The 24,809-nt window shown below is 62.8% G+C and carries 24 protein-coding genes and 1 tRNA gene; 14 read left to right on the top strand and 11 right to left on the bottom strand.

Annotated elements, in window-relative coordinates:
- The first annotated feature begins 23 nt into the window (after positions 1 to 23).
- Together hisI and KYK29_RS00825 are read left to right on the top strand one after the other, a co-directional pair.
- The gene (gene hisI, locus KYK29_RS00820; RefSeq protein WP_254688955.1) at positions 24 to 476 is read left to right on the top strand and encodes a phosphoribosyl-AMP cyclohydrolase; all 453 of its coding nucleotides are present in this window, start codon (positions 24 to 26) and stop codon (positions 474 to 476) included.
- A gap of 366 nt (positions 477 to 842) precedes the next feature.
- On the top strand, positions 843 to 1,802 hold the full coding sequence (locus KYK29_RS00825) for a patatin-like phospholipase family protein (protein WP_254688956.1): 960 nt from the start codon (positions 843 to 845) through the stop codon (positions 1,800 to 1,802).
- Positions 1,803 to 1,884: 82 nt separating this feature from the next.
- Here KYK29_RS00825 and KYK29_RS00830 read toward each other — a convergent pair whose 3' ends face one another.
- Together KYK29_RS00830 and KYK29_RS00835 are read right to left on the bottom strand one after the other, a co-directional pair.
- Positions 1,885 to 2,313 (bottom strand): CBS domain-containing protein, encoded by a 429-nt coding sequence (locus KYK29_RS00830; protein ID WP_254688957.1) that lies wholly within the window; start codon positions 2,311 to 2,313, stop codon positions 1,885 to 1,887.
- Between the two features lie 164 nt (positions 2,314 to 2,477).
- Entirely contained in the window at positions 2,478 to 3,230 is a 753-nt protein-coding gene (locus KYK29_RS00835; RefSeq protein ID WP_254688958.1) for a rhomboid family intramembrane serine protease, read from the bottom strand.
- A gap of 293 nt (positions 3,231 to 3,523) precedes the next feature.
- Here KYK29_RS00835 and KYK29_RS00840 point away from each other — a divergent pair, with 293 nt between their 5' ends.
- The 6 genes from KYK29_RS00840 to KYK29_RS00865 all read left to right on the top strand — a co-directional run bounded on the left by KYK29_RS00840 (position 3,524) and on the right by KYK29_RS00865 (position 8,941).
- Positions 3,524 to 4,132, top strand: coding sequence for a PAS domain-containing protein (locus KYK29_RS00840; RefSeq protein ID WP_254688959.1), 609 nt, complete (start codon positions 3,524 to 3,526; stop codon positions 4,130 to 4,132).
- Positions 4,133 to 4,266: 134 nt separating this feature from the next.
- Complete coding sequence (locus KYK29_RS00845; RefSeq protein WP_254688960.1) at positions 4,267 to 4,878, top strand: PilZ domain-containing protein; 612 nt, start codon at positions 4,267 to 4,269, stop codon at positions 4,876 to 4,878.
- Positions 4,879 to 5,380: 502 nt separating this feature from the next.
- Positions 5,381 to 5,929 (top strand): transglutaminase-like cysteine peptidase, encoded by a 549-nt coding sequence (locus KYK29_RS00850; RefSeq protein WP_254690040.1) that lies wholly within the window; start codon positions 5,381 to 5,383, stop codon positions 5,927 to 5,929.
- 249 nt (positions 5,930 to 6,178) lie between these two features.
- On the top strand, positions 6,179 to 6,931 hold the full coding sequence (locus KYK29_RS00855) for a hypothetical protein (protein WP_254688961.1): 753 nt from the start codon (positions 6,179 to 6,181) through the stop codon (positions 6,929 to 6,931).
- 139 nt (positions 6,932 to 7,070) lie between these two features.
- Positions 7,071 to 8,498, top strand: a complete 1,428-nt coding sequence (locus KYK29_RS00860; RefSeq protein WP_254688962.1) for an SPOR domain-containing protein — start codon at positions 7,071 to 7,073, stop codon at positions 8,496 to 8,498.
- A gap of 170 nt (positions 8,499 to 8,668) precedes the next feature.
- Positions 8,669 to 8,941, top strand: a complete 273-nt coding sequence (locus KYK29_RS00865) for a hypothetical protein (RefSeq protein ID WP_254688963.1) — start codon at positions 8,669 to 8,671, stop codon at positions 8,939 to 8,941.
- Between the two features lie 12 nt (positions 8,942 to 8,953).
- Here KYK29_RS00865 and KYK29_RS00870 read toward each other — a convergent pair whose 3' ends face one another.
- Positions 8,954 to 9,391: a DUF1489 family protein gene (locus KYK29_RS00870; RefSeq protein ID WP_254688964.1), complete on the bottom strand. Its 438-nt coding sequence runs from the start codon at positions 9,389 to 9,391 to the stop codon at positions 8,954 to 8,956.
- A 181-nt stretch (positions 9,392 to 9,572) separates the two neighbouring features.
- The gene (locus KYK29_RS00875) at positions 9,573 to 10,973 is read right to left on the bottom strand and encodes an L-serine ammonia-lyase (protein WP_254688965.1); all 1,401 of its coding nucleotides are present in this window, start codon (positions 10,971 to 10,973) and stop codon (positions 9,573 to 9,575) included.
- Between the two features lie 618 nt (positions 10,974 to 11,591).
- On the opposite strand from KYK29_RS00875, the gene KYK29_RS00880 reads away from it, so the two are divergent.
- The 3 genes from KYK29_RS00880 to KYK29_RS00890 all read left to right on the top strand — a co-directional run bounded on the left by KYK29_RS00880 (position 11,592) and on the right by KYK29_RS00890 (position 13,860).
- A complete protein-coding gene (locus tag KYK29_RS00880; RefSeq protein WP_254688966.1) occupies positions 11,592 to 12,281 on the top strand; it encodes a DUF599 domain-containing protein in 690 nt (229 codons plus the stop codon).
- A gap of 63 nt (positions 12,282 to 12,344) precedes the next feature.
- Positions 12,345 to 13,382 carry an acetyltransferase domain-containing protein gene (locus KYK29_RS00885; protein ID WP_254688967.1) on the top strand — a complete coding sequence of 346 codons (1,038 nt, stop codon included), beginning with the start codon at positions 12,345 to 12,347 and terminating at the stop codon, positions 13,380 to 13,382.
- 4 nt (positions 13,383 to 13,386) lie between these two features.
- Positions 13,387 to 13,860 carry a methyltransferase family protein gene (locus tag KYK29_RS00890; protein ID WP_254688968.1) on the top strand — a complete coding sequence of 158 codons (474 nt, stop codon included), beginning with the start codon at positions 13,387 to 13,389 and terminating at the stop codon, positions 13,858 to 13,860.
- A gap of 30 nt (positions 13,861 to 13,890) precedes the next feature.
- On the opposite strand, the gene KYK29_RS00895 is transcribed toward KYK29_RS00890, so the two are convergent.
- Together KYK29_RS00895 and mgtE are read right to left on the bottom strand one after the other, a co-directional pair.
- Positions 13,891 to 14,277, bottom strand: coding sequence for a MerR family transcriptional regulator (locus KYK29_RS00895; protein ID WP_254688969.1), 387 nt, complete (start codon positions 14,275 to 14,277; stop codon positions 13,891 to 13,893).
- Between the two features lie 62 nt (positions 14,278 to 14,339).
- Positions 14,340 to 15,770: a magnesium transporter gene (gene mgtE / locus KYK29_RS00900; protein WP_254688970.1), complete on the bottom strand. Its 1,431-nt coding sequence runs from the start codon at positions 15,768 to 15,770 to the stop codon at positions 14,340 to 14,342.
- Positions 15,771 to 16,205: 435 nt separating this feature from the next.
- On the opposite strand from mgtE, the gene KYK29_RS00905 reads away from it, so the two are divergent.
- Positions 16,206 to 16,919, top strand: coding sequence for a hypothetical protein (locus KYK29_RS00905; RefSeq protein ID WP_254688971.1), 714 nt, complete (start codon positions 16,206 to 16,208; stop codon positions 16,917 to 16,919).
- A gap of 116 nt (positions 16,920 to 17,035) precedes the next feature.
- On the opposite strand, the gene KYK29_RS00910 is transcribed toward KYK29_RS00905, so the two are convergent.
- Together KYK29_RS00910 and KYK29_RS00915 are read right to left on the bottom strand one after the other, a co-directional pair.
- Positions 17,036 to 17,112: transfer RNA gene (locus KYK29_RS00910), tRNA-Arg, on the bottom strand.
- Between the two features lie 11 nt (positions 17,113 to 17,123).
- Positions 17,124 to 17,429 carry an ETC complex I subunit gene (locus KYK29_RS00915; protein ID WP_254688972.1) on the bottom strand — a complete coding sequence of 102 codons (306 nt, stop codon included), beginning with the start codon at positions 17,427 to 17,429 and terminating at the stop codon, positions 17,124 to 17,126.
- A 317-nt stretch (positions 17,430 to 17,746) separates the two neighbouring features.
- On the opposite strand from KYK29_RS00915, the gene lexA reads away from it, so the two are divergent.
- A complete protein-coding gene (gene lexA / locus KYK29_RS00920) occupies positions 17,747 to 18,460 on the top strand; it encodes a transcriptional repressor LexA (protein WP_254688973.1) in 714 nt (237 codons plus the stop codon).
- Here lexA and KYK29_RS00925 read toward each other — a convergent pair.
- Positions 18,454 to 20,931, bottom strand: a complete 2,478-nt coding sequence (locus tag KYK29_RS00925; protein ID WP_254688974.1) for a ComEC/Rec2 family competence protein — start codon at positions 20,929 to 20,931, stop codon at positions 18,454 to 18,456. The genes lexA and KYK29_RS00925 overlap by 7 nt on opposite strands.
- Positions 20,932 to 21,361: 430 nt before the next feature.
- On the opposite strand from KYK29_RS00925, the gene gltA reads away from it, so the two are divergent.
- Positions 21,362 to 22,651: a citrate synthase gene (gene gltA / locus KYK29_RS00930; protein ID WP_254688975.1), complete on the top strand. Its 1,290-nt coding sequence runs from the start codon at positions 21,362 to 21,364 to the stop codon at positions 22,649 to 22,651.
- A gap of 33 nt (positions 22,652 to 22,684) precedes the next feature.
- Here the strand turns inward: gltA and lpxB are convergent, their stop codons facing one another.
- Entirely contained in the window at positions 22,685 to 23,857 is a 1,173-nt protein-coding gene (gene lpxB, locus KYK29_RS00935) for a lipid-A-disaccharide synthase (protein ID WP_254688976.1), read from the bottom strand.
- 45 nt (positions 23,858 to 23,902) lie between these two features.
- Positions 23,903 to 24,805: an LpxI family protein gene (locus KYK29_RS00940; RefSeq protein WP_254688977.1), complete on the bottom strand. Its 903-nt coding sequence runs from the start codon at positions 24,803 to 24,805 to the stop codon at positions 23,903 to 23,905.
- Positions 24,806 to 24,809: the final 4 nt, after the last annotated feature.

The following is a 24,809-nucleotide window of genomic DNA, read 5'->3' on the forward strand; positions in this document are numbered from 1 at the left end:
CCCAACCGGACGGACCGGACAAGATGCCGATGACCTTCCCTCCTCCCTCCCGGGACAAGGCCGCGCTTGAAACCGGCGCGGTCTTCACGCCCCGTTTCGACGGAAACGGCCTCGTCACCGCCGTGGTTACCGACGCGCGCGACGGCGAATTGCTGATGGTCGCGCATATGAACGCCGAAGCCCTGGCGCTCACGCTTCAGACCGGCATCGCTCATTACTGGAGCCGCTCGAGAAATGCGCTGTGGAAGAAGGGCGAAAGCTCGGGCAATCTCCAGACCGTGGTGGAACTGCGCACGGATTGCGATCAGGACGCCGTCTGGCTGAAGGTCTCGGTCGCCGGCCACGACGCCACCTGCCACACCGGCCGCCGCTCCTGCTTCTACCGCACCGTCTCGGCCGCCCCCGGAGGCGCGACCCTTGCGATGACCGGCGGCGAACCGCAGTTCGATCCTGATACGGTCTATAGCAACTCATAGGCTGTGCTCGCACCGGACGGTTGGCACTGTCCGATTCCGGCACGGATTCACCAATTTGCAACGGGTTGAGCGCCTAATGACAGCAGGATGACGGCACCTGCCCCGTCATGTGGGTGAAATAATGGAACCCTTTCGCTGGAATGCGTCACGACCGGCTTCGAGTCTCCGCCTATGTGGGACCAGACAGGCGTGCACGGATTTCCCGCTTCTCAGTCCGCCGCCGCTTTCGACGGGCAACCAGACGCAAAATCTCGTCCCCGCAGTCACGGATTGCGCTATCCTTGTCTTCGAACGTGAAGCCATCGCGGCCTATTGGGAGGAACCGATTGCGCGGCTGCGAATTTCTCTTCAGGAGGGAGACGTGGCATGTTGAACTGGAGTCTTAATCGCAATCTGGAAGCCAGCGCCTCCGACTTTGGCGACCCGACCTTGAACGACATGCCCCCCGAGCCAATTGCAGCCCCGCCCGTCAAGCCGAAGATAGCCCTCGCATTGGGCGGCGGTGCCGCGCGCGGCTGGGCGCACATCGGCGTCCTGCGTGCGCTCGACGAGGAGGGGATAGACGTCAGCATGATTGCCGGGACCTCCATCGGCGCGCTGGTCGGCGGCTGTTATCTGGCCGGCAAACTCGATGAACTGGAAGCCTTTGCCCGCTCGCTCACCATGCGGCGTATCGCAAGCCTTCTCGATTTCACGATCCGCGGTTCCGGGCTTTTTGGCGGCATGCGGCTGACGCGGCGCATGCAGGAGCATCTGGAAACCCATCTGATCGAGGATCTCGGACGGCCCTTCGTGGCCGTTGCGACCGAGGTCAACAGCGGTCACGAGGTCTGGATCAACAGCGGATCGCTGATCACCGCCATCCGCGCCTCCTATGCGTTGCCGGGTATCTTCGAACCGGTCAAATGCAATGGCCGCACGCTGGTCGACGGCGCACTGGTCAATCCAGTCCCGGTTTCCGTCTGCCGCTCCTACGAGGAGCAGCTGGTGGTGGCCGTCAATCTCAACTACGACCTCTACGGCCGATCGGCGGTGATCAAGCACAACGCCGGAACGCAGGGGCCGGAAGAGCCCCGGCAGGAGAGCGGCGCCGCCCGGCTGGGCCTTGCCGCCGTCATGGTGCAGTCCTTCAACATCATTCAGGACCGCGTGACCCGGGCGCGGCTTGCCGGCGATCCGCCGGACATGGCGCTGCACCCGAAATTGTCGGATATCGGTCTGTCGGAATTCCACCGCGCCGGCGAGGCGATCGAGCGGGGCTATCTGGAAGCCAAGGCGCGGATTTTCGAGATCACACGGATACTGGACGTGATACACGCCCGATAGGCGATGGGAAGAGCTGTGACCGGAATTTCTCGGGGGTATGGGTTGGCGGGCGAAGCGGAACAATCCCTCCGCCCGGCAAAAATCAGCTGGCGATATAGGCCTTGATGGCGTCCGCTTCCCGTTCGATGACGCGGATATGGGATTTCACCACGTCGCCGATGGAGATGATGCCGACGAGACGGCCGTCCTTTTCGACCGGGATATGACGAGCGCGGAAATTGCTCATCATTTCCATGATCTCCTCGACGGTCTGGGTTTCGTCGCACCGGTGGACGTTCCCCCACATGATGGAGGATATCGGCTTATCCAGGCATTCGCCTCCGACCCGGGCGATGGCCGCCACGATATCGCGCTCGGTAAGGATTCCGGCGATCCGGTCGTTGCGGTCGACAATGACGATGGCGCCGATATGGTTTTCATGAAGATAGACGGCGGCCTGCCGAACCGTCAGTTGCGGACCGCCGGTAACGACGTTACGGCCCTTCTCGTCCAGGATCGTCTTCACATGCATGCTTACCTCCCGTGTACATCATGACCAGAGAGGCGGGGCCGCCGTACAGGCTCGCCCTGCCAGCCTCGACGGCTCCCTCCTCCAGAGAGAAACCGCCGAACCGGCCGCATGCGCGACCGGAACACGATCATGGTGCGTCACGAAAAAGGCGAATGCAAGACCGCTCACGGACTATCGTTAATCCCGTGCGTGGCCCGGCCCACCGCATCGAAAAGCGGGAAGAATATGAAACCGAACAGGAAACCGCCGATATGCGCTTCCCAGGCGATCGCCGCGCCGGAGGCCGCACCGAAAAGCTGGCCGAAGCCGATCAGGAAATTGGTCAGGAACCAGATACCGGAGAAAACGAGGACGGATCGGTTCGACAGGGACTGGCGGATCGTCAGCCGGCGATTGAGGTGGGAAAACTGGCGGCTGATCCGCCCGCTCGGCGAGAAGACGAAGCGCGCCGCAGCACCCATCAGCGCCGAGACAACGCCGGAAGCGCCGACGACCACGATCATCTCGCCCCAATGCATCGCCGAATGCAGGGCCACGGCCGCCGCCGCCGAAAGGCACCAGAAAAGAACAAAACGCGCCGGGCCGATGCGGCGGGCGACGGGCGCGCCGAAGGCGACCATCCAGAAGGCGTTGAAGACCAGATGTTCCCAGCTGCCGTGCAACAATGAATAGGTGACCGGGCTCCACAGCCAGCCAAGGTCCTGGCCGGCCAGCGGCATGGCGTAGCGGGCAGGAATGAAGGCGAACGTCAGGATGACGAACTCATCGGTGGAGGGCGAAAGAAGGTAGCTGCGCAGGATATGGATCGCCGTCAGCAGGGCCAGCGCCGCCACCAGGCTTCCCGGCAGGTTGAATGCGGGCTCCCGCCGGGAAAGACGCATTTCCGCACCGCCCTCGTTTTGTTCCGTGTCATTCATCGTCGGCCCACCGCTTCCTCAATCATGCGTCATTTTCCAATACAGACCGGAAACGGTCTTGCAGTCGATACCGGCCGCCGGGGCTCCGGATCCCGATGATGAATCAAACGGGCCGCAGACACATTTGCCGATGGAGAAGGCCGGACGTTTTCCCAAGATGCGCGACAAGGCAACGCAATGCGGTCATTAACCTTAACGGCGAGGTGGCACGAAACTCGCAAGTTCCGGTTCGACGATCCCTTCCGGCGCCATTTCGTACCGGAACGGGACGATTGGCCATTGGAATTCGGAATATGCAGACCACAGCAGCGATTACCCTTCATAGCTACTGGACGGAACGACGCGGCAGGCGACCGGCGCCGTTGCGCAGCGAAATAGAGCCGGCGCACCTTGCGACCATCCTGCCGGACGTCTTCATTCTGGAAAGCGACCGGCGGGGTCCGCGTATCCGCCTTGCCGGCACGCGCTTCTGCGCACAGTTCGGCCGGGAACTGAAAGGCTGCGCTTTCGCGGAACTCTTCACAATGGCCGGGCGCGAGCGCGTCCTGCGCGCCGCCGACCGGGTGTTGAAGGATCAGATGCCCGTCGTCCTGACCGCTCATGCCGAAGGCGCAGACCGGGATACAACCGTTGTGGAAATGGTCCTTCTCCCCCTCGCCTCGCGTGAACGCACAGTGGATCGGATCCTCGGCGCCTTCGCCCCCTTTGCCAACCAGCGCATGCCGCTTGCGGCGTTCCGGCATATGATGCTCGGGAGCCTGGCAGTCGTTCGTGACCATCCTGTGGCCGACGACAACGCGATCCACGCACCCGCGTCCCTCACCATCGCCCGGCCGGCCGAAGCCGGCGGAACCATGCAGCGCGTCCTGCACCTGCGAATCTTCGATGGCGGCAAACGATAGGCCGGAATACAACCCGACACATCCAAAAGCTGCACAAGGCGCCAGAAAGTCATCCGCCCGCGGGTAAGGCAAACCTTCTATTAACCCGGTAAGCTTAAGGCTGTAGCCGATAGTATAGGCGGGCGCTCGCACTCATGTATTCACCTCAGCAGACATCCTTCTCCTCGGCAAGGCCGCAGCCGGAGCAACGCAGTTTCCAGCACGTCACGGTCAACCTGCCCGGTCGCCTGATGCTGCCGAGCCATGAGGAATACAACTGCACCATCATCGACATGTCGCCGGGTGAAGCCACCTTCACCTGCCCGGCCCGTCCGCGCCTCGGCGATCGTGTTATCGCTTACATGGACCATATCGGCCGCCTTGAGGGAACCGTCACGGGATTTCAGGCCGACGGCTTCGAGTTGCAGCTGACCGCGACGGAACGCAAACGCGAGAAACTCGCAGCGCAACTGACGTGGATCGCCAACCGCCATGAACTCGGCCTTCCCGAAGATCGGCGTCACGGGCGGCTTACGCCCCGCAACACCCTCACCGAACTCACGCTGGACGACGGCAGCCGGGTCCATTGCAGGATCATCGACCTCTCGCTTTCGGGAGCGGCCATCGACACCGATCTGCGCCCTGCCCTTCAGACGCCGGTGCGTCTTGGCCATATGCAAGGGCGCGTCGTCCGGCATTTCCAGGAGGGAATCGCCATCGAATTCTCTTCCATCCAGCCAAAGGAAGCGCTGACGGCGTTCCTCTGAGGGAAAAAGCCGCAAACCAACCACGAGACAAGGGCCTGCGAGGCCCTTTTTTTATCTCTGGCATGCGTGGTTTTCCGAATAAAAAATCGAAAGATTTTTTCCAGCGTCCGGCCTCCCGCGAGCAACGGGAGCGTTCGATCCGCTCTCCTTCCCGTTGGACTTGCGGAACGGGCGCGAGCCGTCATGCCGTCGATACGATCTGCGGCGAAAGGCTGACGATGCGCGCTTCCAAAGATACACCGTCTTTTCAATAGGTTGCAGGATTCCCTCCAGCGACCCGCCGATGCGATTTCACTAAAATTCTAATCAAATTTTCCTAAATATAGATTCAAATATATCTCTAATTCTATTCTTTATTTAGTCTTATTTTTCGAAAAATATACTTCGCAACTTGGCGGAGAAGCAAAACATCCGTGTCATTGTCGACCCATCAAACGGGGACAAGGCAATGACAAAAAGAAACTTCAGGACAGGGACGCTCGGTTTTCTCTTTTCCCTCGCGATGGCACAGGCGGCCGTCGCGCTTCCGGCCAACATTCCGGTCGCGGGTACGACGAACCAGCCCATCGGCCATTACGAATTCTGCAAGCGCGCTGCCGGCGAGTGCCGGGCGATCGCCAAGGACGCCGGTCCTCTGGTTCTGACGCAGGACAACTGGAAAACGATCCTGCGCGTGAACTACGACATCAATGCCGCCATCGAGCCGATGACCGACATGGAACTCTACGGCGTCGAGGAACACTGGGTTTATCCGACCACCGCCGGCGACTGCGAGGACTATGTCCTGCTGAAGCGCAAATTGCTGATGGACGCCGGCATTTCGGCGTCGAATCTCCTGATCACCGTCGTATTGCAGCCGAACGGCGAAGGCCATGCGGTCCTGACGGTCCGCACCGATCGCGGCGACTTCATTCTCGACAACATGCGCAACAAGGTCATGCTCTGGTCGGAAACGGAATATCGCTACCTGAAGCGTCAATCCTCCAGGCATGCCGGAAAATGGGTCAAGCTTCAGGACGGCCGCGCCGATCTCGTCGGCAGCGTCAGATAGGATCCCGCATGAATTTCGCCCCGGCCGTCGTCGTCCGGGGCGCGAAACGGGCCCGGTCAGTCCCCTATCCCTGTCCCAGACCACGGCCCCGCGGCCGGCTCTCCTGTCCCGGAGCCGGCCGCTTTTCTTTTGCCCCTCCCCGGCCTTTACGGGAAATTAACCACATTCCCCGACGCTTGCGCATGACGCACCGGCAGAACGCCCCGCCACACTCCTGAGCGGCGACGCGCCGGCAAGGCGGAGAGGATAATGACGACGGCATCGCCAGGCACATCCATCGGCAGCAAGGATGACGCCCCCCTGCTCTCCACCCGGTTTCTCACCCGGCTGACATTGGGGATCGCGATCCTGGCCGGTCTTTCGGTCGCTGTCAGCCTTGCCGGCCGGACACTCGGGCAACGGATAGCCCTTGCCGGCCATAGCGAAAGCACAAGACCGGTCGATCTTCACGTCGGACAGGACCATCTGCGCCTCCCGGAAAACGTCATCCGCTTTGCCGAGCAGCGACAGGACGGGCGCGCCGAGCGGATCGACCTCTACCTCGCCTGGCCTGAAATGCAGGGTTACTCCCATGCCGGGCGCGACCGCTTCAACAACGGGTCACGCCCCGAGGGGCTGATCTTTCTCAATATTTCACAAAGCACCATGTCGAAAGACATGTCCGGCCGGCTTGCGCCGATCTATCGCCACATCTTCGCCGGCACAGCGGAAAGCGGCCCGGCCGGCCTCTCCCTCCATCGCCTCAAGCCGCAATCGGGCTATGGTGACGAAATCTTCTTCACCGGCCGCCTGACGGATGGTTCCGATTATGTGGTGCGCTGCATGATCCCGGCGGAAGAAAGCCGGACGACGAGCGCGGATTGCCAGCGCGACATCCATCTCGGCAGGGATCTTTCCGTACTCTACCGCTTTTCGAGCAGACTTTTGCCGCAGTGGCGCAGCATGGAGAAGGGCGTGCGCGCCTATCTGGCCGACGCGCTCACCGTCGGAGGCAGTCGATAAAATACGTGAGATTCCTGAAACCGATGATTCATCATAAACCGATTGGTAACGCTATGCCGATAGCCTCAAGGGCACGGTCATCTCCGGGAGAGGCACCGTCCGCCCCGTAATTCGCAATCCGAGACTGAAGAGTACCCCTGTGTCCCGATCCGTGTTCTCCGCCTTTCTCCCCCGCCCCTGCCGCGCTTTTGCAGCCGCTGCGAAAAGCCTGATACTGGCGGGCGCGATCGTCACCGTCGTGCACGCGGCGCCAGCCGAGGCAAATCCGAAATATGCCGGAATTGTTGTCGATGCGCGATCGGGCAAGGTTCTCTACAGCGAAGATGCGGATGCGCTGCGCTATCCGGCCTCCCTGACGAAGATGATGACGCTCTATTTAACCTTCGAGGCTCTGGAGGCCGGCAAAATCCGCCTCAACACGCGCGTTCCGGTTTCCAGGAACGCCGCCGCGGAACCGCCTTCGAAGCTCGGCGTCGGCGCTGGCAATTCACTGACCGTCGAGCAGGCGATCCTCGCCCTCGTCACCCGTTCGGCCAACGACGTGGCGACCGCGCTCGGTGAATTTCTCGGCGGTTCCGAAGAGCGCTTCGGACGGATCATGACCCAGAAGGCGCGCGCACTCGGCATGACGCGCACCGTCTACCGTAACGCCCATGGCCTGCCGAACACCGCACAGGTGACGACCGCTCGCGATCAGGCGCGACTCGGCATGGCGCTGCGCCAGCATTTCCCGCAATATTACAGCTATTTTTCCACGCGCAGCTTTCGCTTCGGCAAGAGCGTGATCGGCAATCACAACCGTTTGCTCGGCAATGTGACCGGCGTCGACGGCATCAAGACCGGTTATACGCGCGCTTCCGGCTATAATCTCGTCACCTCCGCTGTCGTCAACGGCCGCAGCGTCGTCGGTGTCGTCATGGGCGGCCGTTCCGGCGCGTCCCGCGACCAGCAGATGCGCAAGCTCATCGCCGCCTACCTTCCGAAGGCCTCGCGCCGTGGCGGCGGCAATTTCATTGCCGAAACCCGCAACGCGCCGACGCTCACCGCCCAGGCGGCAGAAAATGCCGTCGCAAGCCGCATGGCGGAATTGCCGGAGAACGGCCCGGTCCCGGCCGTCCGCTATGAGACCAGCGGTTTCGAGACCGCCTATGCCGCCCCCATGAATTCCGCCGATGTCGTCGGCAAGCGGGCGCTCGCCGCCACGCTGAAGCAACAGCAGGCCGTCGCCGTGCCGCAACCCGCACCGGTCGAGGACGTGGCCGCCGAAGTCGATGCGCTGACCACATCCTCCACCACGGCGGCATCATCCGACGCACTCCCCTCCGGCTGGGTCATCCAGATCGGCGCCACGCCCGATCGCGGCATGGCGGAAGAACTTCTGGCGAAGGCCCACAGCCAGGGCGGCAAGGCCCTCTCGGGCACGAAGCCCTTCACCGTTGCGGTGTCGAGCGGCGGCGGCCAGCTCTATCGCGCCCGGTTTGGCGGCTTCGCCAGTCAGGATAGCGCATCCACGGCCTGCAAGGCGCTGAAACGAAAGGGTTTCGCCTGCTGGGCCAGCATGCAGTGAGATCGATGCGGCGGCCGCAAGCTTGGCTCGCCGCGTCCCGATAATTCTGCCTTGCGTTCCCCTCGATCGCCGGACCGGTATCGCGTACCGGAGATCGGGAATGCAAGGCGGGTGAAGCCGGCGCAGGCAGGCTCCACCATCCTCGATAGGTATTGCGTACGAGGCAGATCATGGCGATGAACGAAAACCGGTTCGATATCCCGGCAACACCGCACGACGAAAGGCGCAGGTCGCTGAGGGGCACGTTGCATCCCCTGCACGAGGCAGCGATGCGGATCGCCGATATCGGGCTTGGCCGCTCGCGCAATCGGACGAAGGACCTGGTGGGCGCGCTGCTTGCCCATGGCGCGCGCGCCTGGCGCTCCGGCCAGCCCGTGGCCGGCCTTCATCTCCATATCGGCGTATCCGGCCGGCGCTATCCCGTCCGTCTTCGCCTGCGGTAGGAGCCGGGACGATCAGAGCAGGCCGAGTTCGGCCAGTTCGCGCCGCAGTTCCAGCGGCAGATCGGTTGCCCCGTCGCCAAGTCCGGCAAGATCGCGCGGGGCATCGTCCTGCTGGAGATAGCGCCATCCCTGGAATGCCCGACGCGGCTGTAGCACCGTCTCGATGACCTCCGGTCCCAGAACCAGTTCGCAGCGTGAAATGCCGTTGGAATCGGTGAAGGGCTTGATGTCCAGCAGCCGTTGCCTGGCCTGCACCTGCCCCTTGATGACCCAGTAAAGCGATCCGCCATCCAGCAGTTCACCATCCCGTTTCGGGATCATCCGCGTGATATGGGTCGAATGCGGCTCTTGTCCTGCCGCAATGGCGATAAGCGCGCGCTCCGACACCCATTCACGCAGATCGTCGATGGTGTCGGCTCCGACGCAGAGTTTGAGAAGATGAAGGGTCATGCCCTTTTGAACGCCGTTGCGGCGGCCGGGTCAAGGGGCCGCCGTGTCGCACCCACAGGCTGGGGATAGAGCGGTTCCGGCTTTCACAGAAGCGGTAGAATCGCTCTATCTCTTTGTTCCAGCCGCATTTCCGGACACAAAACCGTTTCACGCTTTTGCTGGAAATGCTCTAGCCGGCGCCTCAGCACTCCACCACATTGACGGCGAGGCCGCCGGTCGAGGTTTCCTTGTACTTCTCGTTCATGTCGGCGCCGGTCTGGCGCATCGTCTCGATACAGGCGTCGAGCGGCACGAAATGCTGGCCGTCCCCCTTGAGCGCCAGGGACGCCGCCGTGACGGCCTTGACCGCGCCGAGCGCATTGCGCTCGATACAGGGCACCTGCACGAGACCGGCGATCGGATCGCAGGTCATGCCGAGGTGATGCTCGAGCGCGATTTCGGCGGCATTCTCCACCTGTTCCGGCGTGCCGCCCATGACGGCCGCAAGTCCGGCCGCCGCCATGGCGGAAGCGGAGCCCACCTCCCCCTGACATCCGACTTCCGCGCCGGAGATCGACGCATTATGCTTGATGATGCCGCCGATCGCCGCCGCCGTCAGAAGATAATCGCGGATGCCCGCGTCATCGGCGTCGTCATGAAAATGCATATAATAGCGCACGGTCGCCGGCACGACGCCGGCCGCGCCGTTGGTCGGCGAGGTGACGACGCGTCCGCCGGCGGCGTTCTCCTCATTGACGGCCATGGCGTAGACCGACAGCCAGTCGTTGGCCATCAGCGGGTTCGCCTTGTTGGAGCGCCATTCCTCCTGCAATTTGTCATGGATCGAGCGGGCGCGCCGGCGGACTTTCAGGCCGCCCGGCATGATGCCTTCGTTGCGCAGTCCGCGATCGATACAGTCCTTCATCGCACCCCAGATCCGGTCGAGCCCGGCGTCCAGGTCCTCGCGCGACATCGTGGCTTCCTCGTTCGCGCGCTTCATCTGCGCAATGGTGAGGCCCGAGCGTTGCGACATTTCCAGCATCTGCTTGGCACTGGCGAAGGGAAAGGGCACCTTCTGGCCCGGCGCAACCGCCTTTCCGGAGCGCATCGTCTCCAGTTCGGTATCCGTCACCACGAAGCCGCCGCCCACGGAATAGTAGATGCGCTTCAGAAGCAGCCTGTCGTCGCGATCATAGGCGGAGAAGGTCATGCCGTTGGCATGGCCGGGCAAGGGATTCTTCTTGTCGAAGACGAGATCGGTCTTCGGCTGAAACGCATAGCCCGGATGCCCCGGCGGCGTGACGCGCCCGCTGCGTTCCACCGCCGCGACGATATCCTCCATGCGATCCGGATCGACGGTGTCCGGCCGCTCGCCCATCAGGCCGAGGATAACCGCGCGATCGGACGCGTGACCGACGCCGGTATAGGCGAGAGAACCATGCAGGCTCATGCGGATGGCGGCGACCTGCGCCCCGGCCGGCCGCGGCCAGTCCGGCGACAGGATCAGTTCGAGAAACCGGTTGGCGGCCGACATCGGCCCCATCGTATGCGAACTCGACGGACCGATGCCGATCTTGAAAACATCAAATACCGAAAGAAACATGCCCGGACTTCTCCCTGCCATGAAAGGCTGCGCTCGCCTGCTGAGGCTACGTTATCATAGCGGCAGTCTAAGGCGATCTGCCGACATCGGGTTTTACAACCGCGACATCATCGATGCCATCGTATGACACCGGAATCGAAACGGCGCGCCCGGAGGGGCGCGCCGTTCGAAAAAGAGTTGAGTCTTTAAGCCGACTCAGACGCCGCCAAAGAGATAGGCGAGAAGCAAGACAGTCGTGAAACCTATGACTGCTCGGACGGCGACGCCCCAGCAGGACTTCTGAACGGTGCTTTCCATGATTTCCCTATTTGACGAATTCCTTGCAGAGCACGCGGCGTCTGCATGGGCGCCTTAATAATGAACACTGGGTAAAACCTCAACCTTCAAAGATGGCGAAAACGTGGCAAGGTCTGCATAGGAGGGTTGCGCCCAGCACATGGCGGCCCCCGTTCAATGGCGGTTTGCGGCGAAAACCGTTTCCACGGCGGGCCGGCTTTCCGCCCCGCTTTCGCCGCAAGTCTGAACGAGGGTGCGCAGGCTTCCGGCCGCAACCGAAGTCTCCGGCCCGGATCCTCACTGACGGCTTGCAAATCGCCGAATCCATGGCACAAACCTTTCATGATCAATGCCGATTTCATCGCCCTTGCCGTCTTCGCCTTCCTGTGGATCGGCTATTCCTGGCTCACCGACCGGGCCCGGCTGTTCGACCGGGTCAGCCTGTCGCGGGCAATGACCGCGCAGCGCGCGATATGGATCCGCACCGCCATGCATCGCGACCTGCGGATGATCGATACGCAAATCATGTCCGGACTGCAAAACGGGACGGCCTTCTTCGCCTCCACCTCGATGTTCGCGCTCGGAAGCTGTTTTGCGCTGCTCGGGGCGACGGATCAGGTCTTCGCGCTCTTCGATCACCTGCCTCAGTTGTTCCAGGCAAGCCGCGCGAGCTTCGAACTGAAGGTCGGCGGCCTTGCCTGCATCTTCGGCTATGCCTTTTTCAAGTTCGGCTGGTCCTATCGGCTGTTCAACTATTGCACGATCCTGCTCGGCGCCATTCCCATGAACAGCGAGATCGAAAAGGACCCAGCCGCAGCGGAGCTTGCCGCCGACAAGGTCATCCACATGAATGTCCTTGCCGCCAAGCATTTCAACAAGGGGCTGCGGGCGATCTTCCTGTCCATCGGTTATCTCGGCTGGTTCGTCAGTCCCTATCTCTTCATGGCGACCAGCGTGGCGATCATCGTCGTCCTCATCCGGCGGCAGTTCTATTCCGAAGCGCGGCTCGCCATCCTGCACGGGATGGAGTGACGCCGCCTTTCACTCACCCGCCCGGCGCAAGCCCGGCGTGACATATTCTTGCGGAACCAGACCATGCGGCGACCCCGAACCATGACCCCGACGGTGATAGACGGCTGCCCCGACGACGCCAGCGCTCCGGCGCGCCGGCCGCCGCGCATCCCGCTGATCGACTGGTTGCGCGGCTTCGCCCTCGTCGCGATGGCCGTCTATCATTTCACCTGGGATCTCGGTTACTTCGGCTATATCGATCCTTCGACGGCGACCACCGGCGGATGGCGCTTCTTCGCGCGGATGATCGCCAGCAGTTTCCTCTTTCTCGCCGGTTTCAGCCTCGTGCTGGCGCACGCCCGCGGCCTGCGGCCGAAGCCGTTCATGATCCGGCTTGTCCGTATCCTCGCAGCGGCCCTCGTCATCACCGCTGGCACCTGGTTCGCCTTTCCCGATACGTTCATCTTCTTCGGCATCTTGCATGCGATCGCGGCGGCAAGTGTGATCGGACTTATCTTCCTGCGCCTGCCGGTCGCCGCCATCCTTGTCGCCGCCGTCGCCGTCACCGCCGCGCCGCTTTATCTGCGCGCACCGGTTTTCGATCACCCCGCCCTCTGGTGGGTCGGTCTTTCGCTACAGATCCCGCGTTCCAATGACTATGTCCCGCTCCTGCCCTGGCTTGCGCCCTTTCTCGCCGGCATGGCCGCCTGCCGGTTGCTGCTTGCGGGAAAACTGGCGGAACGGCTGGCGGCAATCGGAACAGGCGTGCATTCCCGGTGGATAACCCTGTTGGAAAAGGCCGGCCGCCACAGTCTCGCCATCTACCTTGTCCATCAGCCGGTCCTGATTGCGCTTCTCTATGGCATCTCGCTGGTTGCGCCGGCGCCTGCGGTCGACCTGGCCGCGGCCTACCGGTCCAGCTGCATCGACGCCTGCGAGGTCGAGCGGGAGGAAACGTTCTGCCGGTCTTTCTGCCCCTGCACCCTGGAGCGGCTGATAGAGCAGAACCTTTTCAGCGATCTCATGCGCAACGCCATCGACGTGGCGCAGGATGACCGCATCGCGGAAATCTCGTCGCAATGCACGATGGCGACCGAATCCGGGAGCGCCGCAAAGGAGTAGGACCGTGAATGCCTATCGCATGAAGCCGCTTGCCTTTCCCTGGCCGCCGTTCATCTATGCGCTGGCGGTCGCCGCCGCGTTCCTGCTCGACGCCTGGCTTCCGCTTTCGGTTGCCGCAACCGATGTCTGGCTGGCGCGGGCCGCAGGATGCGCGCTGATCGCCATGGCGCTGACGCTCGACATATGGGCCATGCGCACGCTGCTCGATTGCCGCACCACCATCCTGCCGAACCGGGGGTCCTCCCACCTCGTGACGACAGGCCCCTACCGCTTCACCCGCAATCCCATCTATCTCGGCTATACGCTGACGACCGCCGGCCTCGGCCTCATCATGCTCAATCCCTGGTGCCTGATCACCGCGATGATCGCCGCCGGCGTTACCCATCTGGTCGCCATCCGCCGCGAGGAGATGCATCTGCTCTCCCGTTTCGGCATCGATTTCGAACGGTACTGCATCCGCACGGCGCGCTGGATCTGAAGAACCCGACGGTTTCCCGGCATCAGGTCATCAGGTACTGACGCCGATTTCGGCGAGCCGCGTCAGACAGGCTTCCTCGACATTGTCGAGTTCGGCCAGCGTTTCCTCGATATCGCGCCGTTTCTGCCGCAACTCATCGCGCTTCTCGTTCACTTTCTTCATCAGAAGTTCGAGCTGCCCCACCTCGCCCGGCGGATCCTTGTAGACCTGAATGATCTCGCGGATCTCCGCGATGGTGAAGCCGATGCGCCGGCCGCGCAGGATCTCCTGAATGAGGCGACGGTCGGCGGGGCGGAACAGCCGCGTGCGGCCCCGTCGCTCGGGAAAGAGCAATCCCTCGTCCTCATAGAAGCGTAAAGTCCGGGTGGAAATTCCGAATTCGCGCGTCAGCTCGGTGATGGTATAATATTTGTCCACGCCGCAACGGCCTCTTCTGGTGGCCGGCCATTGTATTGACTTTTACGTGCAAGTCAATTTTGTCACCGTATGACGAACCACCATGTGGCGATCCCGAGAAAGGCGAAGAAGCCGACGATATCGGTGACGGCCGTGACGAAAACCGCCGAGGAAACGGCCGGGTCGGCGCCCGCGCGGTCCAGAAACAGGGGGATGGCGATCCCGGCAAGGGCCGCCGCCGTCATGTTGATCAACATCGCCGCCGCTATGACGAAGCCGATATCGGGACTTTGGAACCAGAACCCGGCGACGACGCCGATCACCATCCCGAAAGCGACCCCGTGCAGAATCCCGACACCCGCTTCGCGCCGCACCACCCGCCAGGCGTTGTGAATATCGAGGTTGCGCGTGGCGAGCGCGCGCACCGTCACGGTCATCGTCTGGGACCCGGCGTTGCCGCCCATGCCCGCCACGATCGGCATCAGCACCGCAAGCGCGACGATTTCCTCGATGGTCGCCTCGAACAGCGAGATCACCGAGGCCGCGATGAAAGCCGTCAGCAGGTTGACGAGCAGCCAGGGCGCCCTTGAGCGCACGGTGTCCAGCGTCGTATCCGACAGTTCTTCGTCGCCCACGCCGCCAAGACGCAACAGGTCCTCCTCCGCCTCCTCCTGAATGACGTCGACCACATCGTCGATGGTGAGCACGCCGACGAGCCTATCGTTCTCATCCACGACGGCCGCCGACAGCAGGTCGTATTGCTCGAAAAGCTGGGCGGCTTCCTCCTGATCCATCTCCGCGGGGATGGGATGGTTGGTCTCCCGCATGATCGCCTCGATCCGCGTGCCCCGCGGCGCGCGGAGAAGACGGTCGAGATCGACCGCCCCCAGCAACCGGAAGGTCGGGTCGATGACGAAGATCTGTGTGAAGCTTTCGGGAAGATCCCGGTCCTCGCGCATGTAGTCGATCGTCTGGCCGACGGTCCAGAATGGCGGAACGGCGACGAACTCCGTCTGCATGCGCCGCCCGGCCGTGCTTTCCGGATAATCGAGCGACCGGCGCAGACGGACGCGTTCGGTAAACGACAGCTTGGAAAGAATCTCTTCCTGATCCGCCTGGTCGAGATCTTCCAGGATGTAGACCGCGTCGTCCGAATCCATTTCCCCGATGGCAGCGGCGATCTGGTCGCTCGGCAGATGCTCGACGATGTCGAGACGGATCGCCTCATCGACCTCCGTGAGCGCGGCAAGGTCGAAGTCGCTGCCGAGCAGGGAGACGAGTTTTCGCCGCTGCTCGGGCTGGATCGCCTCCAGCAGGTCGCCCATTTCCGATTCGTGCAGCCTTGCCACATGCCGGCGCAGGAAAAGCAGATCGCTATCGGCGATCGCCGCCCCGACATACATGAGGAAGTCGGAGCGGATGGAGCCATCCTCGGCATAGATATCCTCGCCGCTGAAAGCGTCGCGAAGGGTCGCGGCCGGCTCCCTGCGGTCGTCTTCGCCGGTGTTTTCCATCGGACCGCTCCTCCGGGGAAGTCGTCACGGGCCGGTCAGGCAACCGCTCGCCGACGACGGGGACTGCATATGGGTCAAAGCCCCGCGGACACCCGCGACGGCCGTTTTCCTGCTAACGCAAAGCGTGTTTCCGGTCCACCGTTGATAAAGCGCAAAGCTCTCGGGAGCCGAAGTTTTGTGCCGCTGTCGCAAATCCGCGCGCACCAGGAAGCGGCCCGTGGCTGCGAGAGCATTTCCAGCCGAAGCGTGATCGCTTCCGCGCCGGACAATGCGGGCAAACAACAAACCAGCGCAATTCCAGCAGAAGGGGATTCGGGTTTCGCGGGAAAGGAGCGACACTCTACCTATGAGTGCCCCTTGTTTTTAGAGTGCCGGTGAGATTGGATGCACGATCGAGGGAACGCCGGACGCCAATTCGAAAGAGAGCTATCGAGAATGCCAACCAATTTTGCTGTTTTCGCCTATCCGAGAACCGGATCGTATCACCTGGTCAGCCTGTTGAACTCCGCTCGTGACGTGGTCTGTCACGGCGAGATCTTCAAAGGCGGCAAGGTCGAGCTCAACAAATGGCACAAGCGGCAATTTCCCGGCCTTTCTCCGGATCATCGCGACCAGAACGGGAAAGAGTTCATCGAAAAACTCAGGAGCCTCAACCCACACAAGCACTTTGGCTTCAAGTTTTTCCTCGACCACGCGAAGCGCGCCGATCACCTGCATACCGTCATGAACAGCGATGCATGGAAAAAGATCGCCTTGGTTCGGGATCCGGTCGAGGTTTACGCGTCCCATATCCGCGCCAGAAAGACGAGTATCTGGGGCGTGAAAGTCGACCGTGAAAAGCCGGACGACAGCCTATTGAACATGCAGGTCGATTTCACGCCGGAAAGCTGGGACGGGCACGTCAGACATTACGCATTGTTCCTGCAGAAAGTGGCCTCGCTGCGTAACGTCATCATTGCCCGATATGGTGAGTATGCGACCCCTGAAGGGCTTGCGCCGATCCTGGATTTCATCGGATCCCGCGCAGATCCGGAGACCCTTCAGGAAGGAAGGGTGAAGCAATTCACCCGGTCCACCCAGGAGGCGTTCTCCAACTGGGCCGAATTCCAGGATTATCTCGCCCGCAAACCGGCCCCGGCCATTCCATGACAAAGGCCGCTTCCCGGCGGCCACGCGACCATGACCATCTGGCCCGAACACGTCGGATGAAAGTCAATGCAGATAATTAGGAATTCATACTATACTGCTGAATTTCCAGCGAAATTTGGTGACCCCTGCAGGGCTCGAACCTGCGACATTCTGCTTAGAAGGCAGATGCTCTATCCAGCTGAGCTAAGGGGCCGGCCGGGAACCTCAGTGGGTCCAGGGCTGCATGCGGTTGAAACGAAAATTGTCCGGATAGGCCACGCGCTTGCGCGTTTCCTCATTGGGTTCGATGACGCGGTATTCGATGCCCTCGCGCTCGGCATAGGCGATGGCCTGCTCGCGGCTGTCGAAGGTCAGCTTCACCTGCTGATACATATCGCCCGAACTGGTGTAGCCCATGATCGGGTCGATCGTCCGCGGCTGGGCGGGATCGAATTCCAGCACCCACAGGCGGGTCTTGGCCTTGCCGGACTGCATGGCGGTCTTGGCGGGACGATAGATCTTCGCAGGCATCGAAACGGCTCCAGAATTCTGACCAGGGACACATGCGCCGGCCCAGCCCGGCGACATGCCGCTTTGCAATTTCCCGATCGTCCCACGCATCGGGACGAACCGGTATCGCAGCGCTCGTTTTCCGGCGTCTATAGCCGTGAACCGGCGCTGGAGCAACGAGGAAATAACGGCATTCCTATTACCATTCATCTCCAGGCGCCATTCCCGATTAACGTGCGCGCCTCCACAACCCGGAGCGGGTTTTGCCCCTTGCGGAACACATATGGAACAGATACTGTATGTTCTGTATTTGTTTCCCGATTCCCGATGGAGCGGCCATGCTGACGCGCAAGCAACAGGAACTTCTTTTGTTCATCCACGAGAGGATGAAGGAAAGCGGCATTCCGCCGTCCTTCGAGGAGATGAAGGAGGCGCTGGATCTTGCGTCCAAATCCGGCATTCACCGGCTGATCACCGCGCTGGAGGAACGCGGCTTCATTCGCCGTCTGCCGAACCGGGCGCGGGCACTGGAGATCATCAAACTGCCGGAGGCCTATGCGGCGGAAAAACCGCCGCGCCGGGGCTTTTCCCCGGCCGTCATCGAGGGAAGTCGCGACAAGGCGCCCGTTTCGGGATTGAAGCCCCGTCCGGTGGAGGAATTGTCGGCATCCGTTTCCGTTCCGGTGATGGGCCGTATCGCCGCCGGCGTTCCGATCTCGGCGATCCAGAACAATACGCACGACATCACCGTGCCGTCCGAGATGATCGGCGGCGGCGAACATTACGCGCTGGAAGTGAAGGGCGATTCGATGATCGAGGCCGGGATCCTGGACGGCGATACGGTGATCATCCGCAACGCCAATACCGCCAGCCCGGGCGAAATCGTCGTGGCGCTGGTCGACGACGAGGAGGCGACGCTCAAGCGGTTCCGCCGCAAGGGCGCTTCCATCGCGCTGGAGGCGGCGAACCCGGCCTATGAAACACGGATATTCGGCCCCGAGCGCGTGAAAATCCAGGGCAGGCTTGTCGGCCTCATCCGCCGCTATCACTGATCGGCGGCGGTATCGGGCAGGAAACTGTCGCTACGCCAGTCATAGGCCCGATGGCGAGACCAGGCGCGATCGAGGACAAGGAAGGACGGGCGGACCACGGCGCTGGAAAAAGCGCTCTTTCGCCCTTGTTGTGGACCGCTGTCCAACCGCCCTTCTTCGGTCGAATAGATTTCCAGGGCTCCGGTCTTTCGCAGGTGCCTGGCCGTCACAAGCGTTGCGCCGGAACGGCAGGCCTCGATCCGCAAAGGCAGGGAAATGACGACGAGATCCGCACCGTCGCAGGCGGTCCCGAGGAAGGCCGGCTCATCGAGGGTCACGACACGCCAGCCGCTCGGGGAGACGCCTGCGCAAAAGGCGCGCCTTTCGCAGACGAACCGGTTCTCGCGGCGGGCCTTATCCAGGGCTGCGACGAGGGCCGCGGCGGCCTTCTCGCGATCCGCCTTGCGGCGGGGATAACGGGTGTCCGGCGTCGCAGAGGGAGTGTCCTGCGGCAGCAGCAATCCGGCGGTCTTTCGCATGGCGGGCGTATCCATCTCGCCGAGGCCCAGCGCACGCCGCCACTGGGCATAGATGAAATCGGGCGGTTTCGTCCGGTTGATCAGGGTCGGGCCGTCCCTCAGCATCGCGACGAGGCGGCCGTCCTCCGATACCAGCAGCTCTGGTCGTTTTCCCGCCCCTCCGGCAAGGCCCGCCAGAGCCCCCACCAGAACCATGGCAAGACCCGTGAGACGCAGGCGCGTGCGCAAGATGCAGGCAAGCCCGCCCCCGAGCGCGACCAGCAGGAAAACCGATGGCGCAATCCGCCCGGTGACGATCTCGCCTTCCCAGCCGGCAACCCACTTCGCCAGCAGCACCATGCAGTCGATACCTTTTCCCATGATCGCGAAAGGCAAGGCGTCGAGGCCGAAAGGCATGAGCAGCATCGCCAGCAGGCCGAACGGCATGACCACGATGCTGATGACAGGCATCGCCACGATATTGCCGATCAGGCCATAGGCCGGAATGCGGTGGAAATGGCCGATCGAATAGATCAGCGTCGAGAAGCCGCCGATCAGCGAGGACAGGACGAGGCCGCCGAGGAAGCGTCCGAACGCCCCGGTGAACGGACCGGAAAGCCCGGGCGCGCCCTCCGGACGATAGGGCCGTTCCCGCCAGGCGGCATAGCCGGCGATCAGGCCGAGCGTGGCCGCATAGGACATCTGGAAGCCGGCGTTGGTCACCGCGGAGGGTGTCACCGCCAGAATGAGAATGGCCGAGAGCGCGACGTTCCGCAGGCTGATGGCCGACCGGTTGAACAGGACCGCGATCAGCATGATGCAGATCATGATCCAGGAGCGAACGGCGGAAATTGCACCGCCGGAAACGAGGATATAGAGCGTCACCATCACCAGCGCGCCGAGCGCGGCGATCTTCTTGGCCGGATAGCGCTCGGCAAACCCTGGGACGATGGCCAGCAGCATGCGCGCGCCCACCATGAAGGTCCCCGCCGCCAGAACCATATTGAGGCCGGAGATCGCCAGCACATGGGCAAGGCCCGCCTGACGCATCGCCTCGATCGTTTCCTCGCTGATCGTACGCTGTTCGGCGGTGACGAGCGCGGCGGCGATAGCGCCGGCGTCGCCGCCGATACGTCCACGGATGTGGTCGGTCAGGCTGGCCCGCCAGGTCGCGATACGCTGGCCGAGACGCGTCATGACATCGGCTTCGCCGACATCGATGGCCACCGGCGGCCGATAGAAGAAGCCGACGGCCCCCGTTCCGGAAAAATAGGCGTTGAACGCGAAATCATTGAGCCCGGCGAGCGCCGGTCCGGACGGCGGACTGAGGCGGGCCGTGCCGGCGATGCCGCTGCCGATGGCAATCGGCTCGCCGCCGCCCCGCGCCAGCGCCGTCACGACCTCCGGCGGCCGGCGGATCGTCGGATTTTGTGTCGTCTCGAGGGCGATGCGGTAGCGGATTGCCCCCTTGTCGTTGCTTTCGCGCGCCAGAATGCGTCCGGTGATCTGCGTCGTGACGGGCGAGTCGAGAATGACGGTGTCGAGGCGCGCCGTCTCGAAAGCCGCAAGCAGCATACCGACCGGCACGAAAAACGCCGCGCCCGCCGCAAGCGCCGTCCAGTCGTCGCGATGGCGAAAGCGCCAGGCCGGCCAAAGGGCGGCCACGGCGAAAAACATTATCACGGCAAGCGGCGGATCGCGTCCGGCGGAAAACCAGACGCCGGCCCCGATCCCGAGGAAAACCGGGACGAACAGGAAAAAATGACCGTAGGCCCTTTCCACGACAAGGGCGCGCGAACGCGCGGAGCCGCCCGGGCGTGCGCCGACAAGCGTCGCCAGCAGTCGCTGCCGCTTATGCAGGAGCGCCCTTGCGGTTATGTCGTCAGGCGACAGGGCAGCGCCCGCCGCCGCGGCAGGCCAGCGGACCGTGGCTTTGCGGCTTTCCGCCCCGTCTTCCAGCTGCGTGCCCGCCATGGCGACACCCGCCTCCCCGTCTCCATAGTGCCGGGCGCAGCAGGGATATTCAATCCTTCAGAAAATTCGCGACACGACGCCTTCACAGAATCCGCATTACTAAGGAAGGCATAAGAAATGCTCCCTCCGAAATTTTGAAACTACGCTCAAAGATTGCTTGCAACTTGCCCGGAACCGTAGATATTGCGTTGCCAGAACTTGGCTTTTGCAGCGCACAAACCGGCCCTTCGTCTTGCTTGGCACGGGTGAAAAAATGGGATAGCAAACGAGCACATTCGTGAGCGCGGCCCGGTTCCGCGCCGGATTCTAGGGTAATTCCTGCAAAAGCGTGCAGCGGTTTTGCGTCCGGAATTGCGGAAAAACAAAGAGATGGAGCGTTTTCGCGATTCGAAGAAAAGCGGAAATACTCTAAACACAACGGAGGATCGTCATGACAGGAACAAGTGCGGGTGTATCGATCGGTGATAAATCAATCGAGCTGCCCACCCGATCCGGTACGATCGGCCCGGATGTCATCGACATCGGAACGCTCTACAAACAGACGGGCGCCTTCACCTACGACCCGGGTTTCACATCCACCGCGTCCTGCGAATCGAAGATCACCTATATCGACGGCGACGAAGGCGTGCTGCTGCATCGCGGCTATCCGATCGAGCAGCTGGCCGAACATGGTGACTTCCTGGAGGCCTGCTACCTTCTTCTTTACGGCGAGTTGCCCACCAAGGCGCAGAAGGACGATTTCGACTATCGCGTGACGCATCATACGATGGTGCATGAGCAGATGACGAAGTTCTTTACCGGCTTCCGTCGCGACGCCCATCCGATGGCGGTGGTCTGCGGCGTCGTCGGTGCATTGTCGGCCTTTTACCACGATTCCACCGACATCACCGATCCGCACCAGCGCATGGTCGCCTCGCTGCGCATGATCGCCAAGATGCCGACCATCGCCGCGATGGCCTATAAGTATCATGTCGGACAGCCGTTCGTTTATCCCAAGAACGATCTCGACTACGCGTCGAATTTCCTGCGCATGTGCTTCGCTGTCCCTTGCGAGGAATATGTGCCCAATCCGGTTCTGTCGCGCGCCATGGACCGAATCTTCATTCTGCATGCCGATCATGAGCAGAACGCCTCGACGTCCACCGTGCGGCTTGCCGGCTCGTCGGGAGCCAATCCCTTCGCCTGTATCGCCGCCGGCATCGCCTGCCTGTGGGGCCCTGCCCACGGCGGGGCAAACGAGGCCGCGCTCAACATGCTGGCGGAAATCGGCACGGCCGACCGCATTCCCGAATATGTCGCCCGCGCCAAGGACAAGAACGATCCCTTCCGCCTGATGGGCTTCGGTCATCGCGTCTACAAGCATTACGACCCGCGCGCCCGCATCATGCAGAAGACGACGCATGAGGTTCTGAGCGAACTCGGCATCAAGGATGACCCGATGCTGGAGGTCGCGCTGGAACTGGAGCGCATCGCCCTCACCGACGACTATTTCATCGAGAAGAAGCTCTATCCGAATATCGACTTCTATTCGGGCATCACGCTCAAGGCGCTCGGCTTCCCCACCACCATGTTCACGGTGCTTTTCGCACTCGCCCGCACGGTCGGCTGGATCGCCCAGTGGAACGAGATGATCGAGGATCCGGAACAGCGCATCGGCCGTCCGCGCCAGCTCTATACCGGCGCACCACAGCGCGATTACGTGCCGCTCTCCAAACGCTGAGCCGGCGCGCGCCATGTCGACGAAAAAGCCCGGTCAGATACGACCGGGCTTTGTTTTATGCAAGAGATCGAGAACCACCGCGGCGGCCGTCTCGCCCGGCGGCCGCGCCGTTCGCATACGGTCATGGACCGTGTCGAAGCCCTGGAGCATCGCCGCGCGCTGAAGCGTATCCGTGGAAAGCCGCTCGAACCAGCGCGTCAGGCTGCCGGGACGAACCACCTCGTTCACATATTCCGGAACCACGGCATAATCGGCGATAAGGTTCGGCAAGGCGGCCGTCCAGATGCGGATGCGACTCGTCATCAGCTTCACCAGCCAGTCGACCTTATAAGCAGAGACGACCGGCACACCGGCAAGCGCCAGCTCAAGAATGACCGTCCCCGACGCGGCGATCGCGGCATCGGCCTCGGCGAAGGCCGCCCACTTCTCCCCGGGTGTTACGGTGATCTCGGGCTGCACCGTCCAGCCCGCGGTCAGGTGACGGACCAGCCGCTCCTGCCGGGGCACGGTCGGAAGCAGGAACCGCACCGCGGAATTGCGGGCATGAAGCTCCTCCGCGGCCTGGCCGAAGACGGGCAGGAGCCGTTTGATTTCGCCGCCCCGCGATCCCGGCAACAACAGGCAGGTCTTGCTCTCCGCCGCGGCCCGCCGGCTGCGGGCGGCGCGCACATGCCCGACATCCTCGTCCGTCACGAGGCGATGGCCGACATAGGTGGTCGGCGGCCCGGCCAGACGCTCCATGACCGCCGGCTCGAAGGGCAAAAGCGCCAGCACATGATCGACATAGGCGCGCATGCGGGGAGCGCGCTCCGCCTTCCAGGCCCACACGCTCGGGCAGACATAATTGACGACCGGCATTCCAGGCAGGATCTTGCGCACCCGCCGCGCCACGCGATGGGTGAAATCCGGACTGTCGATGATGATCAGCACATCCGGGCGGGCGGCGACAATGGCATCGGCCGTCTGCCGGATGCGCTTGAGAAGCAACGGCAGGCGCGCCAGCACCTGCGAAAGTCCCATGATGGAAAGCTCGGAAAAATCGAACAGCGAAACGAGCCCCTGCCGCTGGAGCGCTTCGCCGCCGACGCCGACCAGTTCCACCGGCCGATCCGTCTGTCGCCGGAGGGCGGCCACGAGGTCGCCGCCGAGAAGATCCCCGGATACTTCCCCGGCGATCACGCCGATCTTCAGGGGTCTGTCGCTCATGCCACCTTGCTTTCGAATGGACACGCCATCGGCGCGTTTTTCGGATCAATCGTCTCTTGCGGCCGATGCCCCATCGTCCGCCATGACGCGCTGCGGACATATTCCAACGATGAAAAGGCCTGCGGCATCCGCCTCTGCGATCAGCTTTTCCCGCTCGAGAACCAGCGAGCGCCCGGCCTCGACCGCGATCCCGGCCAGCCCTGCCGCGACGGCCCGGCGCAGCGTATCGAGACCGATCGACGGAAGATCGGCGCGCATATCCTGCCCGGGTTTGCAAAGTTTGACCAGAACGCCTTTTCGCCGCGTCGAGATACGGCCAAGCCGCCGCAGCTCCGCCACACGCTCCAGCATCAGGTCCGTGCCTTCCGCCCCCTCCAGCGCCACCACACGGCCACCGACGGCAACGCATCCCTGGCCGATATCGAGCCGCCCCAGAACGAGGGTCGCCGCAGTCGCCGCCGCAATATCGGCGCGCGCCTTCGCGTCGGCAGACCGGTTTCCGAGCGGCCCTTCCGCACCGAGAAGGTCGGGAACGATCTCATGGGCGCCGACGACGCGAACGCCATCGGCTTCCAGCAGCCGGATGACCATGCGCAGCACCGCGTCGTCGCCGCCGCGCAGAAGCGTACGCACCACCGCCGGCAGCAGCGGGATGGCGCGCAACGGCGCGCGAATATCCCGCCATTCAGGCCGGCGGCGCACCCAGCCGGAAAGCACCACGCGACCGATCCCCTCCTCCGCGATCGTCCGGCGGATACCGGCATAATCGCCGACGGAAACGGTCCTGTGGTCGAAATCGGACCAGTCCTGCATGGATTCCCGGGCGAGCGCGAATATATAGGGGTTCTCGCCGCGCGCGCGCGCCGCCTCGGCGACGAAATGCGGCAACAGCCCGCCTCCGGCGATAACGGCCAGCCGGTTGGACACCTCTGGCCGGTCCCTCGCCATGGCG

The sequence above is a fragment of the Shinella daejeonensis genome (genome assembly GCF_024281235.1).
In the GTDB taxonomy this organism is placed as follows: Bacteria; Pseudomonadota; Alphaproteobacteria; order Rhizobiales; family Rhizobiaceae; genus Shinella; species Shinella daejeonensis.